The sequence below is a fragment of the Candidimonas sp. SYP-B2681 genome (assembly GCF_003971065.1).
GTDB lineage: Bacteria > Pseudomonadota > Gammaproteobacteria > Burkholderiales > Burkholderiaceae_B > Pollutimonas.
In genome coordinates this window covers 221,558-238,239 of record NZ_RYDV01000005.1, presented here as the reverse complement: position 1 = coordinate 238,239, position 16,682 = coordinate 221,558, and the positions used below count along the sequence as shown (strand labels likewise).

At 53.9% G+C, this 16,682-nt stretch carries 17 protein-coding genes; 11 read left to right on the top strand and 6 right to left on the bottom strand.

Annotation, left to right across the window (positions count from 1 at the left end; translation table 11 throughout):
- Positions 1–183 precede the first annotated feature (183 nt).
- From accD to EKL30_RS12305, 4 genes are all read right to left on the bottom strand, one after another.
- Positions 184–1,062, bottom strand: coding sequence for an acetyl-CoA carboxylase, carboxyltransferase subunit beta (gene accD / locus EKL30_RS12320; protein ID WP_126707523.1), 879 nt, complete (start codon positions 1,060–1,062; stop codon positions 184–186).
- 105 nt (positions 1,063–1,167) lie between these two features.
- Entirely contained in the window at positions 1,168–2,010 is an 843-nt protein-coding gene (trpA, locus tag EKL30_RS12315; protein ID WP_126707522.1) for a tryptophan synthase subunit alpha, read from the bottom strand.
- 23 nt (positions 2,011–2,033) lie between these two features.
- The gene (gene trpB, locus EKL30_RS12310; protein ID WP_126707521.1) at positions 2,034–3,233 is read right to left on the bottom strand and encodes a tryptophan synthase subunit beta; all 1,200 of its coding nucleotides are present in this window, start codon (positions 3,231–3,233) and stop codon (positions 2,034–2,036) included.
- A 106-nt stretch (positions 3,234–3,339) separates the two neighbouring features.
- Positions 3,340–5,604: a bifunctional (p)ppGpp synthetase/guanosine-3',5'-bis(diphosphate) 3'-pyrophosphohydrolase gene (locus EKL30_RS12305; protein ID WP_126707520.1), complete on the bottom strand. Its 2,265-nt coding sequence runs from the start codon at positions 5,602–5,604 to the stop codon at positions 3,340–3,342.
- Positions 5,605–5,692: 88 nt separating this feature from the next.
- On the opposite strand from EKL30_RS12305, the gene EKL30_RS12300 reads away from it, so the two are divergent.
- Positions 5,693–6,208, top strand: a complete 516-nt coding sequence (locus EKL30_RS12300; RefSeq protein WP_126707519.1) for a flavodoxin family protein — start codon at positions 5,693–5,695, stop codon at positions 6,206–6,208.
- Positions 6,209–6,218: 10 nt separating this feature from the next.
- Here the strand turns inward: EKL30_RS12300 and EKL30_RS12295 are convergent, their stop codons facing one another.
- Positions 6,219–6,572, bottom strand: a complete 354-nt coding sequence (locus EKL30_RS12295; RefSeq protein ID WP_126707518.1) for a RidA family protein — start codon at positions 6,570–6,572, stop codon at positions 6,219–6,221.
- A 100-nt stretch (positions 6,573–6,672) separates the two neighbouring features.
- Entirely contained in the window at positions 6,673–7,848 is a 1,176-nt protein-coding gene (pncB, locus tag EKL30_RS12290; protein ID WP_126707517.1) for a nicotinate phosphoribosyltransferase, read from the bottom strand.
- A 160-nt stretch (positions 7,849–8,008) separates the two neighbouring features.
- On the opposite strand from pncB, the gene fdxA reads away from it, so the two are divergent.
- The 10 genes from fdxA to EKL30_RS12240 all read left to right on the top strand — a co-directional run bounded on the left by fdxA (position 8,009) and on the right by EKL30_RS12240 (position 16,650).
- Positions 8,009–8,332: a ferredoxin FdxA gene (gene fdxA, locus EKL30_RS12285; RefSeq protein ID WP_126707516.1), complete on the top strand. Its 324-nt coding sequence runs from the start codon at positions 8,009–8,011 to the stop codon at positions 8,330–8,332.
- A 20-nt stretch (positions 8,333–8,352) separates the two neighbouring features.
- On the top strand, positions 8,353–9,141 hold the full coding sequence (locus tag EKL30_RS12280; RefSeq protein ID WP_126707515.1) for a ferredoxin--NADP reductase: 789 nt from the start codon (positions 8,353–8,355) through the stop codon (positions 9,139–9,141).
- A gap of 161 nt (positions 9,142–9,302) precedes the next feature.
- On the top strand, positions 9,303–10,529 hold the full coding sequence (locus tag EKL30_RS12275) for a polyhydroxyalkanoate depolymerase (protein ID WP_126707514.1): 1,227 nt from the start codon (positions 9,303–9,305) through the stop codon (positions 10,527–10,529).
- Between the two features lie 54 nt (positions 10,530–10,583).
- Complete coding sequence (rsxB, locus tag EKL30_RS12270; RefSeq protein WP_126707513.1) at positions 10,584–11,213, top strand: electron transport complex subunit RsxB; 630 nt, start codon at positions 10,584–10,586, stop codon at positions 11,211–11,213.
- Positions 11,210–11,848, top strand: a complete 639-nt coding sequence (gene nth / locus EKL30_RS12265) for an endonuclease III (RefSeq protein ID WP_126707512.1) — start codon at positions 11,210–11,212, stop codon at positions 11,846–11,848. The genes rsxB and nth overlap by 4 nt, the downstream gene beginning before the upstream one ends.
- A 99-nt stretch (positions 11,849–11,947) precedes the next feature.
- A complete protein-coding gene (locus EKL30_RS12260) occupies positions 11,948–12,721 on the top strand; it encodes an ABC transporter ATP-binding protein (RefSeq protein ID WP_126707511.1) in 774 nt (257 codons plus the stop codon).
- Positions 12,718–13,434, top strand: coding sequence for an ABC transporter ATP-binding protein (locus tag EKL30_RS12255; protein ID WP_126707510.1), 717 nt, complete (start codon positions 12,718–12,720; stop codon positions 13,432–13,434). The genes EKL30_RS12260 and EKL30_RS12255 overlap by 4 nt, the downstream gene beginning before the upstream one ends.
- Before the next feature lie 49 nt (positions 13,435–13,483).
- Positions 13,484–14,695, top strand: coding sequence for an ABC transporter substrate-binding protein (locus tag EKL30_RS12250; protein WP_126707509.1), 1,212 nt, complete (start codon positions 13,484–13,486; stop codon positions 14,693–14,695).
- A gap of 99 nt (positions 14,696–14,794) precedes the next feature.
- Entirely contained in the window at positions 14,795–15,682 is an 888-nt protein-coding gene (locus EKL30_RS12245; RefSeq protein ID WP_126707508.1) for a branched-chain amino acid ABC transporter permease, read from the top strand.
- Positions 15,679–16,650, top strand: coding sequence for a branched-chain amino acid ABC transporter permease (locus tag EKL30_RS12240; RefSeq protein WP_126707507.1), 972 nt, complete (start codon positions 15,679–15,681; stop codon positions 16,648–16,650). The genes EKL30_RS12245 and EKL30_RS12240 overlap by 4 nt, the downstream gene beginning before the upstream one ends.
- The last annotated feature ends 32 nt before the right edge of the window (positions 16,651–16,682 follow it).

Here is a 16,682-nt window from a genome sequence, read left to right as displayed (position 1 = left end):
CGAAGCCTGGCCTTATGTGAAATGGGGCCAGGCTCGCAGTTTTTGTTCAACGTAGTTTCAATAAAAAAATAAGGGCCTCGCTGCATTAAGCAACGAGGCCCTTATTCTTTTAAGCCGGCTAACATCCTCGTTAACCGGTGACCCTCAAAAAGGTCGGACGCTGTTGGCGCCCCATGAAAGTTCTTAGGCCTTGGCCACTACGTCAGCCGGCTGACGCGTCAATAGCGCAATCAGGTTGGCCAGTTCCACGCGCATCTGCCTGCGGTCCACCACCATATCGATAGCGCCTTTCTCAAGCAAAAATTCCGAACGCTGGAAGCCTTCGGGTAACTTTTCGCGCACCGTCTGCTCGATTACCCGAGGGCCTGCGAAACCAATGAGTGCCTTTGGCTCTGCGATGACGACATCACCCATGAACGCGAAACTTGCCGACACTCCACCCATGGTGGGATCGGTCAGGATACTGATGAACGGTAGTCCTGCTGCGGCAAGCCGAGTCAACATTGCATTGGTTTTCGCCATCTGCATCAAGGAAAACAGGCTCTCTTGCATCCGAGCACCGCCCGACGCCGCAACACAAATAAACGGTGTCCGATTCGTTATTGCGTCCTGCACGCCGCGCGCAAAGCGCTCTCCGACAACTGACCCCATGGATCCACCCATGAATTCAAACTCAAAGCATGCCAAAACAACCGGTACCGATAAAATCGATCCGCTCATGACAACCATGGCCTCGCTTTCACCCGTTTGCTTGACAGCTTCCATTACCCGTTCGGTATATTTTCGGGTGTCTTTGAACTTCAAGGGATCCATGGGCCGTGTATTCTGACCTATTTCCACCCGGTTCTCGGCGTCGAGTAGTGCTTCGATTCGCGCTCGTGCCCCAATACGCATATGGTGACTGCATTTGGGGCATACATTAAGCGTCGCACGCAAATCTTCTTTGTAAAGCACCGTTTCACAGGCCGGGCACTTAACCCATATCCCCTCTGGCACTCGGCGCGCGGTCACATCGCTGTTGCGATTGATGCGCGGAGGCAAAATTTTCTCGATCCAGCTCATGGTTATTCCTGAATGAGGCTCGATTTCGTATCGAGCCTGTTGTTCTTTTAAACGCGGCCGCCATTATCGCAGACCCGTTCTTAATATGAAGGAGTTGGTCAGGTACTACTGCTGCAGTGCCAAATGAACGTTTCCAAGCCAATCCGACGCCGCCTTGATAGCCAGCGCATCAACTTCGTCAGCCCGGACACCCGCCTGTTGGGCGGACAATACTGCCTGTTCCATCGTCTCGATAAGTTTGCTGCCTATCACTACTGCGTCAGCGTGTTCGCCGAGGCGTCGGGCGCTATCCGCGTCGCGAATGCCGAAGCCCACGCCCACGGGAACCGATACATGCTTGCGGATCTGTGCCAAGCGTTCGGCCACGTCGACCGTATCTATATTGCCAGAGCCAGTCACACCTTTCAGCGACACATAGTAAACATAGCCACGCGCGACCTTCGCCACCTTTTTGATGCGTTCTTCGGTAGAGGTCGGAGCAAGTAGGAAAATGGGATCTATCTGTGCACCACTCAAGCAGGCGGCAAAGTCTACGATTTCCTCGGGTGGGTAGTCGACGACCAACACTCCGTCCACACCCGCCTTTTCGGCGGCGCGAACAAAAGTCTCCTGCCCCATGCGTTCGATTGGGTTGGCGTATCCCATTAGCACTACCGGGGTAGAACTGTCCTTCTGACGGAACTCAGCCACCATTTCAAGAACTTTTCGCAAGCCAACGCCGCGCTGAATAGCACGTTCGGCAGCACGTTGAATTACTGGCCCATCTGCCATGGGATCCGAGAAGGGAATCCCCAGCTCGAGGATGTCAGCCCCCGCTTCTACCAAAGCATGCATCAGCAAAGGCGTAGCCGACACCGAAGGGTCACCCGCGGTGACATAGGGAATTAAAGCGCTGCGCCCTGCAGTTTTGGCAAAAGCCGCCTTGAGTCGTTGATTCGACGAAGTCATGATATTAACTACCCTTTTTATTCTTACAGGCTGATGCCACTGAAATCGGCCACGGTGTGCATATCTTTATCACCTCGGCCTGACAAATTCACCAGGATAACCTTGTCTTTCGAAAGGGTAGGCGCCAACTTAAGCGCATACGCAATAGCATGCGAGGATTCCAGCGCCGGCATGATGCCTTCAGTCCGGCAGCATCCGTGAAAGGCCTCAAGTGCTTCATGGTCGTCGATGCACACGTACTGAGCCCGATTACTGTCTTTTAGCCATGCATGTTCCGGGCCAACTCCGGGGTAGTCGAGTCCGGCTGAAATAGAATGGGTTTCCTGAACTTGGCCGTCCTCGTCCTGCATGACATAGGTTCGATTCCCGTGCAACACACCGACCGCGCCTGCATTCAGGGAGGCGGCGTGTCGCCCCGTTTCAAGGCCTTCGCCCGCCGCTTCGACGCCTATCAATTGCACATCGGCATGATCAATATACGGATAAAAGATCCCCATGGCGTTTGAACCGCCGCCTACGGAGGCCACGATGTAATCAGGTTGCCGGCCGGCGTCTTGCGGCATTTGTTCCAGGCATTCGGTGCCTATGATCGACTGGAAGTCGCGAACCATCATCGGGTAAGGATGGGGCCCCGCCACTGTCCCAATGATGTAGAAAGTATTTTCCACGTTGGTAACCCAGTCGCGCATCGCCTCGTTCAGGGCATCTTTAAGAGTGCGAGAGCCTGAATCGACGGGTACGACCGTTGCGCCCAGCAGTTTCATACGATACACATTCGAGGCCTGACGACGCACATCTTCGCTACCCATGTATATAACGCACTCGAGGCCATAGCGTGCTGCCACGGTGGCTGTTGCGACTCCATGCTGACCCGCCCCAGTTTCCGCAATAATGCGTGGTTTACCCATGCGTCGGGCCAGCAAAATTTGGCCGATGCAATTGTTAATTTTATGGGCGCCAGTGTGATTGAGGTCTTCGCGCTTGAACCATATCTGCGCGCCTCCTAATTGTTCGGACCAACGCTTGGCGTGGTACACCGGGCTAGGACGCCCTACAAAGTGCTTGAGCTCGTAAGCATACTCGCGCAGGAATTCCGGATCGTCGCGATATTTCGCGTACGCATCGCGCAGCTCGTCGAGCGCATGCACCAGTGTTTCGGCAACAAACGAGCCACCGTACTGACCGAAATGGCCTTCAAGGTCAGGTAATGTATAGGATTTCAAATTTATACTCACAGGTTACGCAATATCATTGCAGCGATCCGCCGGGGACCGGTTGACACGTAATACGACATTTTACCAGTGTGGTGCATATAAACACCGGCACACGTTAATGACGACCCGCCGTAATGCCGGAAAGTTCGTTCAAGGCGGCAAGCGCCTTGTTGATTTGCTCGCCGCTTTTTACCTCTATCGTAAACACCATATGCGCCAGCGAGCGACGACTTTGCGTATTTACGCTCACGACGTTCAGTCGTAGCTTGGCGAATACTTCCGACACGTCCCTCAGGAGGTTGTCCCGGTCTTGGGCATGAATGCTGATATCGACCGGGTATAGCGTGTCGCCCGTATCGCCCCAATCTACATCGATAAGCCTTTCAGGCTGTTGTGCCGCCAGTGCCGTGTATGAGGGACAATCGTGACGATGTATCGAAACCCCTCTGCCCCGAGTTACAAAACCAACAATCTGGTCGGGCGGTGCCGGACGGCAGCACCTTGCCAGCTGGGTCATAAGGGAATCTACCCCTACAACCAATACCCCGCTCTTGCCAGTCTTGTCGACGCTTCCCACACCGCGTTGATATACCTTGGCCTCCAGCACTGAACCTGCGCTTGCAGTGGAATCGGACCCTGACCGGGCTTTTTGCGGGGACAATAAATAATCAATCTGGCGTAGACTGAACTCTTCCTTGGCCACGGCCACGTACAGGTCATCGGCCCGAGCGAAATCCAGCTGATGTGCAAGTTGATCGAGATTGACAGCAGTCTTCCCCAAACGCTGCAATTCTTTTTCGACCATGGCCTGGCCTTGAGAAATTCGCTGCTGCAGTTCAATCGCATTGAACCAGGCACGCACTTTCGCACGAGAACGCGGACTGGCAAGAAAACCGAGTTGTGGATTCAGCCAATCGCGCGATGGTCCGCCAGATTTTGCCGCAATGATCTCTACCGTTTGGCCCGTAGACAGCTGGGTAAGGAGTGGCACCATCTGGCCATCGACCCGTGCCCCGCGGCAACGATGTCCCAAATCGGTATGCAGGTAATAGGCGAAATCCACGGGCGTGGCTCCGGCAGGCAACTCGATAACCCGCGCTTGGGGGGTCATGACGTAAATATGCTCACCCGATTTGTCCGCCACCGACTTTTCTATTCCCTCTGGGACACTATGGTCGTGCACTGACCCACGGCTGCTGCCGTCCTTCTCCCACGCTAACAGCTGGCGCATCCAGGCGAGCTTCTGGTCATATCCGGTACTTGCAGCGACCTCGCCGCCCTTGGAGCCCGACTCTTTATATAGCCAATGTGCTGCCATGCCATACTCTGCGAACTGATGCATTTCTTGGGTACGGATCTGTATTTCGAAAGTGCGCCCTTCCGCATCGGCCACGACAGTATGCAATGATCGATAACCGTTAGGCTTGGGACGCGAAATATAATCATCGAATTCATCGGACACAGGTGTCCACAAGGAATGCGCCAATGCCAGGACCGCATAACAAGCGCGTTCATCATCCACGATGACGCGCAAGGCACGAAGGTCAAAAAGTTGACTGAACTCGAGATGCTTGATGCGCATCTTGTTCCAAATGCTGAATATGTGCTTGGGCCGTCCGGTCACCTCCGCCGAAATATGCGCGTCTGCCAACGCATCTTTCAAACCATTCACGACGGCCTCAATAAACGCTTCGCGCTCGACGCGCTTTTCTTCCAGTTGCCGCGCAATTGTCTTATAGGTTTCAGGATCCTGGAATCTGAACGCCAAATCTTCCATTTCCCACTTGAGTTGCCAGATCCCCAAACGGTTTGCCAAAGGCGTATAGAGCTCCATTGTTTCCCGCGCAAGGCTTTGGGGATAAGGCGTCTTGGAACTGGCATGCCAGCGCAAGGATTGCAATCGAGACGCCAGACGCATCAGCACAATCCGAAGATCCGCCGCCATCGCCAATAGCATCTTGCGTTGCATCTCTTTTTGGTCGCTACCGTGGGCAGCGCTGTCGCTCGACCTTCCCGCCAGATTACCTAGACGTAAGAGCGCTCGCGTTCCCTGCACCAACGACAGAACCTCCGGCCCGAACGCTTTACGTACGGCATCGGTTCCAGCCACTGCGGTATCGTCTCGAAGCACGGTGATAAGCGCACTTGCACGCGTTACGGCGTCGGTCCCGAGCTCGGCCAGAATTCCAACCACCGCGGCGCTGTGCTCCGCGAGCGGTTCACCCGTATCGGCCAGGACGCCTGCTAAGGGTTCGCGCACCCATTCCACGGCAAGCGCGAGCAGATCCTTGCCTGCCGGATTCAGGCCCTTGCTGGCATGGGCAAACCATTCGACATTAAATGGCGAAGCGCGGGAAACCGAAAATGCATTCGTGGGCATAGATAACAAAGACTGATGCAAAGAAATACGAAACGTAGTCAGGCGACTCTATACTAACGTGTCTGCAAAGCAACCGCGAATCAGATATATGAATACTATCGACCAGAAAACGCTGCTTATTGTCTGGCATTCGCGAACCGGCGCCGCGCGACAAATGGCGCAAGCCGCCGCAAAGGGTGCCACATCCATCGCAGCAGAGCTGCAGGCCACCGAGCGCTTCCAAATCGTATCAAAACCAGCTGTCGACGCCGACGCCGCCGATTTGTTGAATGCTGACGCATTTTTGTTCTGCGCACCCGAGAATTTGGCCGCTTTGAGCGGAGCGATGAAGGAATTTTTTGATCGGAGTTATTACGGCGCCCTGGACCAACTGAACGGTAGGCCTTACGCCATCATGATAAGCGCCGGATCAGACGGCAGTTCGGCAGCACGGCAAGTGGAGCGAATCTGTACCGGCTGGCGTTTGCACCTGATCGCCCCTGCGCTAATCGTTAATACCGACGCCCAGACTCCCGAGGCCATTCTGGCGCCCAAAACCATCACGGAAAATAACCGAACTTCGTGTGAAACGCTGGGCGGCACGTTGGCCGCCCTGTTGTTGTAGGCAGAACGCGTTATGCCACTGCTGCGGTGACTACGATCTCGACCTTGAAATCGGGGTTGGCCAGACGAGCTTCGACCGTAGCACGTGGGGGCGCATTACCGGGCGCGACCCATGCATCCCATGCCTTGTTCATGCCGTCGAATTCCTTCATATTGGTCAGGAATATTTGAGCCATCAGGATACGCGATTTATCAGTGCCTGCTGTCGTCAGCAAACGATCGATCGTAGCCAAGACCTCTGCGGTTTGCCCCTGGATATCCAGAGTACTGTCCTGGGGAACCTGCCCGGCCAGATAGGCTATGCCGTTGTAAACGGCCATGTCTGATAACCGTTTCTCAACGTTGATGCGTTCGACTTCGCTCATACTGCGCTCCTGAGTTGTAAAGGTAAAGGGCAAATCAGCCGGATTATAAGATCGCGGCTCATTTCATGAAATTTTGGGTTTGCCACCTTCTACAAGTCGCTCAGGGCGGCGGCAATTGAAAAACCTGACGCAAATAGGCAAGATAAGCGGGGTCATCGCACATGGTTTTCTCAGGTGCGTCGGAAACCTTGGCGACCGGCTGCCCATTGCAACGTACCATTTTCATGACGATCTGCAGGGGTTCGTGACCCAAGTCGTTGGTAAGATTCGTTCCGATGCCAAAAGAGATTTTGCAGCGACCTGCAAAGTGTTTTGCCAGCTCGATAGCCTTAGGAATCGTCAACGCATCGGAAAACACTAATGTTTTCGTACGCGGGTCGGCGCGGTTTGCCAGATAGTGGGCAAGCAAACGTTCACCCCATGCAAAGGGATCCCCCGAATCGTGGCGCGCGCCATCGAATAATTTGCAAAAGTACATGTCGAAATCGCGCAGGAAAGCATCCATACCATAGACGTCGGATAGAGCAATTCCGAGATCGCCACGATATTCCTTGGCCCAGACCTCAAGTGCGAACACCTGCGAGTCGCGCAAACGTGGCCCCAGAGCCTGGCAAGCCTGCAAATACTCGTGTCCCATGGTGCCAAGTGGCGTAACCCGGTGCTTCATTGCCAGCTTTACATTGCTGGTGCCGGCGAAATTGGAGCCCATTTGAGCTTTCATCGTCACAACGACTTCTTCATGCCACTTCTTGGAGAAGCGCCGACGAGTGCCATACTCGGCCACCCGAAAGTCCAACAGGGCAGGATCGTCGGTAACGAGCTGCATTTTCGACTGTAGGCGATTTCGCCCTTCTTCCCAGGCTGGGTCTCGGCACACGTTGCGGAAGTACACTTCGTTGACGATGGCCAACACCGGAATCTCGAACAGAATGGTATGCAGCCAGGGCCCTTTGACAATGATGTCAATCTCGCCAGCAGCCGCGCCGGCGGACACGGTGATGCATTTCTCTGGCATGTGGAACAGGCCTAGAAAATCCACGAAGTCGCTCTTCATGAAACGCAAGCCACGCAGATACTGAAGCTCGGGCTCGGTGAATTGAAGCTTGCACAACTTGTGGATCTCTTCTCGAATTTCATCGAGGTATGGCACCAGATTCACTTTGGGAGTACGGCATTTATAGCGGTACTCGACGTGCGCGGCCGGAAAATGATGCAGCACCACCTGCATCATGGTGAATTTATATAAATCGGTGTCGAGTAACGAAGTAATTATCATCGCATTACAAATAATGTTTTTCCTACCATAGCACAGTGCAGGCACGTAATCTCGGGAGCTTGACAAATGCCACATCGAAAGACTACTTCGACAAAAGGTCAATTCGGGCTTACCTGCATTTATTGGGTAAAATTGCTATATCTGATGCTGGAGCCTTGAAATGACACATGTGGTTACCGAGAACTGTATTAAATGCAAATTCACCGACTGCGTGGATGTCTGTCCGGTGGACTGCTTCCGCGAAGGTGCTAACTTTTTGGTTATTGACCCGGACGAATGCATTGATTGCGCAGTTTGCGTGCCCGAATGCCCGGCTAATGCCATATTCGCCGAAGAAGACGTACCGCAAGACCAAGTACAGTTTATTGCGCTGAACGCCGAGCTTACCCCGGAGTTCGGGATGATCAATCGTTCCAAACAGCCGTTGCCGGACGCGGACGACTGGAACGGCGTCGACGATAAACTGAAGCACCTGGAACGCTAATCGCGCTCGCACGCAGCGCCATGATAAATCAAAAGTACACGCGGGAAACCGTGACGCACGTCAGGCAGTGGGTGTCCGATAAGTTATTTTCCTTCACAACCACCCGGCCTGATCATTTTTCATTTATACCTGGGCAATTTGCCCGACTGGGCCTGCCCACCTGTGAAGGCGGCGCGCCCCAGGTATGGCGCGCGTATTCCATGGTCAATGGACCTGGCCAGACCGGGCTCGAGTTTTATTCCATACTGGTCCCCGGAGGCGAATTTACACCTCGACTCGCCAAGCTCGTACCAGGGGACTCGCTTTATATCGATAGATCAGCGTTCGGCTTTCTGACGCTAGACCGATTCGAACCCGGCGGGGTCTTATGGCTAATTGCCACCGGGACGGGAGTCTCCGCTTACCTTTCGTTGTTGCAAGATGCCAACACATGGCTGTCGTATCAACGCATCATTTTAGTCCACGGCGTCCGACACGCCGCGGAACTTGCTTACCGGGCCGAAATCCTTGAATGGGCTGCTCGACCGCCCGTCTCCGTCGATCCTAAGTCCGCGGCCCAGCTCCGTTATTTGCCGATCGCGACCCGCGAAAAACTGCCCGATACCCCGCAAGAAAGGCTAACCAGGCTCATTGAGAGCGGCCAGCTAGAAACGCTCGCGGATTCTGCGCTCGACCCGAAAGCGTCAAAGGTTATGTTATGCGGCAATCCGGAAATGCTGCATGAGGCTCGCGGCTTGCTAACCAAACGCGGCTTTGCGGTAGGTCGAAGGGGGATTCCCGGTAATATGGCGGTAGAAAATTACTGGTAATGCCCAACGTTTTATGATTAGCTTATAAAACAAAGGAATATCGCGAAGTAAAACAGGCTGTTACTTTAGACCCTGCGGACGAAATTACCTGGCGTACAATTTGGCCGCGCTCCACATGCGACCGGATCGTTACACACAAACGCTTCCACGAGGCTTACATTATGCTGTACGACTTACATGAGCTTCAACGTGCATTTCTGACACCGTTAGCCGCGTTCACCGATACCGGCTCGCAGATTTTTTCGCACCCTTATAGCCCGTTTGCTTATACCCCCGTTTCACGTCAGATCGCGGCGGCTTACGAATTAGTACATCGCCTTGGTAAGGACTACCAAAAGCCCGCCTGGGGACTGGCCACGACGCTAGTCAACGGTGTTGAAACAGAAGTCACCGAACAAGCGGTCATTCAGAAGCCATTCTGTAATCTCGTTCACTTCAAACGTGAACGAAGCGAGAACCCCCAAGGTGATCCGCGCATTCTTTTGGCCGCTCCTCTTTCAGGTCATCATTCGACATTGTTGCGCGATACCGTGCGCGCGCTTTTGCCGAACCACGAGGTATACGTAACCGATTGGGTCGATGCCCGTATGGTGCCCGTGTCGGCCGGCCCGTTCCATTTGAACGATTACGTTGCATACATACAGGAATTCATCCGGTTTCTCGGTCCCGATGTGCACGTTGTATCGGTATGTCAGCCCACTGTTCCCGTCTTGGCCGCTATCTCTTTGATGGCAACCAACAACGAGCCATCCCTGCCGCGCAGCATGATCATGATGGGCGGCCCTATCGATACCCGCGAATCACCCACTCAGGTAAACAAGCTGGCCATCACGAAATCATACTCATGGTTCGAAGACAGGTTGATTCATCGTGTACCATCACGTTTTCCTGGCGCTGGAAGGCCTGTTTATCCGGGTTTCCTCCAACATACAGGGTTCGTCGCCATGAATCCTGACCGTCATGTACGATCGCATTACGATTTCTACCTTGATCTGGTGAAGGGTGACAACGAAGACGCTGAAACGCACCGCAAGTTTTACGACGAATACAATGCTGTCCTCGACATGCCGGCGGAATTCTATTTGGATACCATCAAGGTAGTATTTCAGGAGCATCAATTGCCCACGGGAACCTGGGTAATTAACGGTCAGAAGGTCGACCCTTCCGCCATCAAGTCAGTAGCGCTGCTTACCATCGAAGGCGAATTCGACGATATCTCGGGCGAAGGCCAGACGCGTGCCGCCCAAGATCTCTGCACTGGGATAAGCCCGGAACGGAAAGAGCATTACCTTGCAGCCAAATGTGGACATTACGGTATATTCTCGGGGCGCCGCTGGCGCGAAACGATTTGCCCTAAAATAGCGACATTTATACGCCAATCTGCTTAAAGGCGCTGGCTCTACTATGGAAATCAGGGGCCCTAGCGGCCCCGATTTTTTTCTATGCCTTTATTGTCCCTTAGCGACCGCATCGATGCGGTGCTTCCCCAAACCCAATGCACTAAATGTGGCTATGACGGCTGCCGTCCGTATGCTGAAGCCATTGCATACGATCACGAAGAGATAAATCGGTGCCCGCCAGGGGGACAGGCCGGTATAAAAGAATTGGCGGCCCTCTTGGACCGTGCCGAAATTCCGCTGGATATCGGCTGCGGCCAACATCACCCGCTGACGGTCGCCGTCATCGATGAACCGCATTGCATCGGATGCACCCTCTGTATACAGGCCTGTCCGGTCGACGCTATTATTGGCGCCAACAAACTGATGCATACGGTATTACCCGACCGGTGTACCGGCTGCGATTTATGCGTGGCGCCGTGCCCCGTGGACTGCATTACCATGGTTCCCGCAACGGTCGAATGGACGGAAGATCGGGCCAACACCGCTCGCCTTCATCATCAGCAGCGACAGCAACGTCTAAATGCAGCGCACCACGAGTCTTCCCGCCTGGCTGCCAGTACGCTGGCCAACAAAGCCCCGCTGTCCCTGGCTGCCAAGAGTGACGTGGCAACTCGTCAACAAACTGTAGCCGATGCTCTGGCCCGCGCGCGTGCCCGCCGTCGAAAAGAATGAACAACGCAAAACGTATTGAAATTTTTACACACTTTCAGGCAGCGAATCCCAACCCCACCACCGAACTGGAGTATGAAACCACCTTCCAGCTGCTTATCGCAGTAATTCTTTCGGCTCAGGCGACGGACCGTTCCGTAAATATTGCAACGCGCAAGTTTTTTCCAGAGCATGGAACTCCAGAAAGCATGTTGACTTTGGGCGTAGAAGGTCTGGCCGACTACATCAAGACAATAGGCCTATATAAAACCAAAGCCAGTAACGTTATAAAGACATGTCAGATTCTTGTTGACCGATACGGCAGCCAGGTGCCCGACGACCGAGATGCATTGGAATCATTGCCGGGTGTGGGGCGCAAGACAGCAAACGTGGTACTTAATACAGCATTCGGGCATCCAACCATAGCAGTTGATACGCATATTTTCAGAGTGGCCAACCGTACACGCATCGCCCCTGGGAAATCGGTGCTGGAAGTCGAAAGGAAACTGGAAAAGGTTATACCCGCCGCTTTTTTGCAAGATGCGCACCACTGGCTCATACTGCACGGACGCTACATTTGTATCGCGCGAAAGCCAAAATGCCCCCAGTGCGGAATTTCAGATCTATGCGAATATAAAGACAAAACTCCGCACGGCTAGGGTTTTCCGTACCTATGAAAAACCCGCATAGTTTTCTGCGCTGCAACACCCCATACTTCGCTCCTATCTTCAACAGTTTTTACATCCAACTGGTTGGTAATGAGCGAATACATCTTAGAAACCAAACATCTGGTGAAAGAGTTCCGCGGCTTCGTCGCGGTTAATGACGTCAGCCTCCAGGTGAAACGTGGCACTATCCATGCGCTGATCGGGCCTAATGGTGCGGGCAAGACCACTTGTTTTAATCTGCTCACCAAATTTCTTACACCGACCTCAGGAAGAATTTTTTTCGCAGACCATGAAATTACCGACGAAAAGCCTGCGCAAATAGCGCGGCGCGGCATCATCCGTTCATTCCAGATCTCCGCTGTCTTTCCACAACTTACCGTGCTTGAAAACGTACGTATCGGCTTGCAGCGTAAAACAGGGGTTTCGTTTCACTTCTGGCGCAGCGACCGCATCCTGAACAGCCTGAACGATGCCGCCCTTGAACTCCTGAATCAAGTCGATCTGGCGGAGTACGCAAACGAACTGACCGTCAATCTTCCCTACGGACGCAAGCGTGCCCTGGAGATCGCCACGACGCTGGCGATGGATCCTGAGCTCATGCTGCTCGACGAACCCACTCAGGGCATGGGCCACGAAGACGTCAGCCGTGTTACCCAACTAATTAAAAAGGTCGGCGCAGGACGCACGATACTCATGGTTGAACATAACATGGGCGTAGTCGCGCAAATAGCCGACAAGATCACCGTCCTGGCCCGTGGTGCCGTCCTTGCCGAAGGCACCTATCAAGAAGTATCAAGCAATGCCAAGGTCATGGAGGCCTATATGGGCACCACTACCGGCGAACTCGAAGGAGCCCACGGATGAACAGCACCGCTGCTCTTGAAATTTCTAATTTGCACGCCTGGTACGGCGAGTCTCATGTATTACACGGGGTATCCCTGAACGTTGCTCAGGGCGAAGTCGTAACCTTGCTGGGCCGTAATGGCGCGGGTCGCACGACGACCTTGCGGGCGATTCTAGGGTTGACTGGCACCCGTAAAGGCTCCATCCGCGTACAGGGCACCGAGTCCATTAACTTGCCTACCTACCGTATCGCCCATCTGGGCATCGGCTATTGCCCCGAGGAACGCGGAATTTTTGCCGGGCTTACCTGCGAAGAAAACTTGCTGTTGCCGCCAACTGTCGGTGACACGTTGGGCGGTGGGATGTCCCTGGCAGAAATCTACGACATGTTTCCCAATCTGGAAGAACGCAAAGACTCTCCCGGCACTCGACTGTCGGGCGGCGAACAACAGATGTTGGCCGTGGCGCGCATTCTTCGCACCGGCGCGAATTTATTGCTCCTTGACGAAATATCCGAGGGCCTAGCGCCTGTCATTGTGCAAGCGCTCGCGCGCATGATCAAAGCGTTGAAGACCAAGGGTTACACCATTGTCATGGTCGAACAGAACTTCCGGTTCGCTGCGCCCTTGGCCGATCGATTCTATGTCATGGAACACGGCCAGATCGTCGAACAATTCAATGCCGCTGAACTACCAGCAAAACAAGATGTGCTTAATACGCTGCTCGGCGTGTGAACACGTAACAATCCGGGGAACCGGTATAACAAAATCAGGAGACTCTTCCATGAAACTGCGCTTATTATCCGCCGCACTTGCTCTCGCCGGCCTCTCAATGACCGCTCCAGGGCATGCGGCCGGAATTTCCGATGACGTGATTCGTATCGGCTTCATCACCGATATGTCGGGTCTGTATTCCGATATCGACGGTCCGGCAGGCGCGGAAGCAATCCGCATGGCAATCGCCGATGCAGGCGGCGAAGTCAACGGTAAAAAAATCGAACTGCTCGTAGCCGACCACCAAAACAAAGCTGACATCGCATCGGCGCGAGCCCGCGAATGGTTTGACGAAAAGAAAATCGACGTCCTGATCGGCGGCACCAGCTCGGGTACTGCGCTGGCAATGGCCGGTGTAGCGGCCGAAAAGAAGAAACCTTTCATTTCAGTGGGTGCAGCGGCATCCGAACTGACCAACTCGCAATGCTCGCCGTACACGGTTCACTACGCGTATGACACCATCGCGCTGGCGCGCGGCACCGGCTCTGCGGTCGTAAAGAACGGTGGCAAGTCATGGTATTTCCTGACCGCCGACTACGCATTCGGTCACGCACTTGAGCGCGATACGGCCAATGTTGTTAAAAGCGCCGGCGGTACGGTGGTAGGCACGGTCCGCGCACCGCTCAGCACATCAGACTTTTCCTCGTTCATGCTGCAGGCCCAATCATCGGGCGCCAAGATTCTTGGCCTCGCCAACGCTGGCGGCGACTTCATCAACTCGGTCAAGGCCGCCAAAGAATTCGGCGTCACCAACACCATGAACCTGGCTGGTTTGCTGGTATTCATCAACGACGTGCATGCGCTGGGACTCGAGGCGACTCAAGGCATGTATTTGACCAGCGGCTGGTACTGGGACAAGGACGACGAGTCACGCAAATGGGGCGAGCGTTTCTTTGAGAAACACAAACGCATGCCGTCCTTTTTGCAAGCGGGCGACTACTCTGCCGTGGGCTTCTACCTGCGCGGGGTCAAGGCTAGCGGTACAGACGACGCCGATACCATCATGAAATGGATGAAGTCCAATAAGGTCAACGACTTCTTCGCCCCCAATGGCTATGTACGCGAAGACGGCCGTATGGTTCACGACATGTATCTGATGCAAGTTAAGAAGCCGTCCGAATCCAAACGCCCATGGGACTACTACAACATAGTAGAGACTCTGCCCGGCGATAAGGTATACGCTTCTTTGGCAGAATCCACCTGTAAGTTCATCAAGAAATAACTTCCTGTTCGCTATAAAAGGCAATGCTCCAGGCAACGCGCCGGAGCATTGCCGTTATTGCACTGCACATACTCGCGTCGTCATGGATTTCCTGCACATATGACTGAAATATTCGGCATACCTATCCAAGCGTTACTGGGTCAGCTATTGCTGGGCTTGGTAAATGGATCGTTTTACGCAGTACTGTCTCTCGGCCTTGCTGTGATATTTGGTCTTCTTAATATCATCAATTTCGCACACGGCGCACTTTATATGCTGGGCGCGTTTCTGGCATGGATGGGGCTGGCGTACCTAGGCCTGAATTACTGGGTCATGTTGGCGGTAACACCGGTAATCGTGGGCCTGTTCGGAATACTTATCGAACGCACCCTGATTCGACACTTATATAAGCTTGACCATTTATATGGTCTGCTCCTGACTTTCGGTATAACACTGCTGCTCGAAGGTATATTTCGCAGCGTTTACGGCGTATCGGGCCAGCCCTATGCGACGCCTGCACTTCTCCAGGGTGGTGTCAACCTTGGATTCATGTACCTGCCCATTTACCGGGCCTGGGTAGTGCTTGCCTCGCTGGTGGTGTGCTTTGCCACTTGGTTCGTCATCGAAAAAACCCGCCTGGGTGCATTGCTGCGCGCCGGTACCGAAAACCCGCGACTGGTCGAAGCTTTCGGCGTAAACGTACCGTTGGTTGTCACCCTTACCTACGGCTTTGGCGTGGCGCTCGCTGGCTTTGCCGGCGTCCTGGCTGCCCCGGTAATGCAGGTTTCACCCCTTATGGGTTCGAACCTGATCATCGTAGTGTTCGCTGTAGTCGTCATTGGCGGAATGGGCTCCATCATGGGGTCTATCGTTACAGGACTGGGCCTCGGAGTAATTGAAGGTCTCACCAAGGTATTCTGGCCAGAAGCGTCCAATACGGTCGTATTTATCATCATGGTAATTGTTCTACTGTTACGCCCCGCCGGCCTTTTTGGGAAAGAAAAATGAATCGTCAATTAATAGGCTACTTACTGGTTGCGATCATTATTGCCTTTCTTCCGGCAATAGGGGCTTACCCAATTTTTGTCATGAAGGTCATGTGCTATGCATTATTTGCCTGCGCCTTCAACTTGTTGTTGGGTTATACGGGACTTCTGTCATTCGGCCACGCCGCATTCCTTGGGGGTGCCGCTTATGCCACCGGCCACGCGCTAGCAGTATGGGGGGTCCCCACCCCCGCGGGGCTGCTATTTGGTACCGGGGTTGCCGCATTGCTGGGTCTGGTTATGGGGGCACTGGCCATTCGCCGAAGTGGCATTTACTTTGCCATGATTACTTTGGCCATGGCTCAAATGGTGTTCTTTTATTTTCTTCAAGCTCCCTTCACCCACGGTGAAGACGGCCTGCAGGGAATCCCGCGTGGCGATTTATTCGGTCTGGATCTCAGCAAAGACCTGAATCTGTACTACGTGGTCATGGTTATTTTCATCGTTGGCTATGCTATTTGCTGGCGCACCATCAATTCTCCGTTTGGCCAGGTACTGAAAGCCATACGTGAAAATGAACCCCGTGCGATCTCGTTGGGCTATAACGTCGACAACTTCAAGCTGCTCGTTTTTGTTCTGTCCGCGGCTCTGGCTGGGCTGGCCGGCGCCACCAAAGCTCTGGTATTCGTCTCTGCCACCTTGTCCGATGCCACATGGCAGATGTCGGGCATGGTCATCCTTATGACCCTTATCGGCGGGCTCGGTACGTTCACCGGTCCTGTTGTCGGGGCGTTCATCGTTGTCATGCTCGAGAACAAGGTCGGCGAATTCGGGCGTTTTCTTACCCAGGCTACCGGCTTACAGTGGTTCCAGATTCTCGGCGAGTCCGTAACCATCGTTATCGGATTAATCTTCATTATTTGCGTAATGGCCTTCCGCCGCGGTATTGTTGGCGAGCTGATCTATCGCTTTAAAGCCAAAAAAGCCTGACCTTCGGGTGCACAGCAAAAAGAATGGGCACC

What these genes read in the sequence shown, in the direction of transcription:
- EKL30_RS12250 (WP_126707509.1), top strand. Translation starts at nt 13,484, where the DNA reads ATGAAACTGCGCTTATTATCCGCCGCACTTGCTCTCGCCGGCCTCTCA.
- EKL30_RS12255 (WP_126707510.1), top strand. Translation starts at nt 12,718, where the DNA reads ATGAACAGCACCGCTGCTCTTGAAATTTCTAATTTGCACGCCTGGTAC.
- EKL30_RS12245 (WP_126707508.1), top strand. Translation starts at nt 14,795, where the DNA reads ATGACTGAAATATTCGGCATACCTATCCAAGCGTTACTGGGTCAGCTA.
- nth (WP_126707512.1), top strand. Translation starts at nt 11,210, where the DNA reads ATGAACAACGCAAAACGTATTGAAATTTTTACACACTTTCAGGCAGCG.
- EKL30_RS12300 (WP_126707519.1), top strand. Translation starts at nt 5,693, where the DNA reads ATGAATACTATCGACCAGAAAACGCTGCTTATTGTCTGGCATTCGCGA.
- EKL30_RS12295 (WP_126707518.1), bottom strand. Translation starts at nt 6,572, where the DNA reads ATGAGCGAAGTCGAACGCATCAACGTTGAGAAACGGTTATCAGACATG.
- accD (WP_126707523.1), bottom strand. Translation starts at nt 1,062, where the DNA reads ATGAGCTGGATCGAGAAAATTTTGCCTCCGCGCATCAATCGCAACAGC.
- trpA (WP_126707522.1), bottom strand. Translation starts at nt 2,010, where the DNA reads ATGACTTCGTCGAATCAACGACTCAAGGCGGCTTTTGCCAAAACTGCA.
- rsxB (WP_126707513.1), top strand. Translation starts at nt 10,584, where the DNA reads ATGCCTTTATTGTCCCTTAGCGACCGCATCGATGCGGTGCTTCCCCAA.
- EKL30_RS12260 (WP_126707511.1), top strand. Translation starts at nt 11,948, where the DNA reads ATGAGCGAATACATCTTAGAAACCAAACATCTGGTGAAAGAGTTCCGC.
- pncB (WP_126707517.1), bottom strand. Translation starts at nt 7,848, where the DNA reads ATGATAATTACTTCGTTACTCGACACCGATTTATATAAATTCACCATG.
- EKL30_RS12305 (WP_126707520.1), bottom strand. Translation starts at nt 5,604, where the DNA reads ATGCCCACGAATGCATTTTCGGTTTCCCGCGCTTCGCCATTTAATGTC.
- EKL30_RS12280 (WP_126707515.1), top strand. Translation starts at nt 8,353, where the DNA reads ATGATAAATCAAAAGTACACGCGGGAAACCGTGACGCACGTCAGGCAG.
- EKL30_RS12240 (WP_126707507.1), top strand. Translation starts at nt 15,679, where the DNA reads ATGAATCGTCAATTAATAGGCTACTTACTGGTTGCGATCATTATTGCC.
- EKL30_RS12275 (WP_126707514.1), top strand. Translation starts at nt 9,303, where the DNA reads ATGCTGTACGACTTACATGAGCTTCAACGTGCATTTCTGACACCGTTA.
- fdxA (WP_126707516.1), top strand. Translation starts at nt 8,009, where the DNA reads ATGACACATGTGGTTACCGAGAACTGTATTAAATGCAAATTCACCGAC.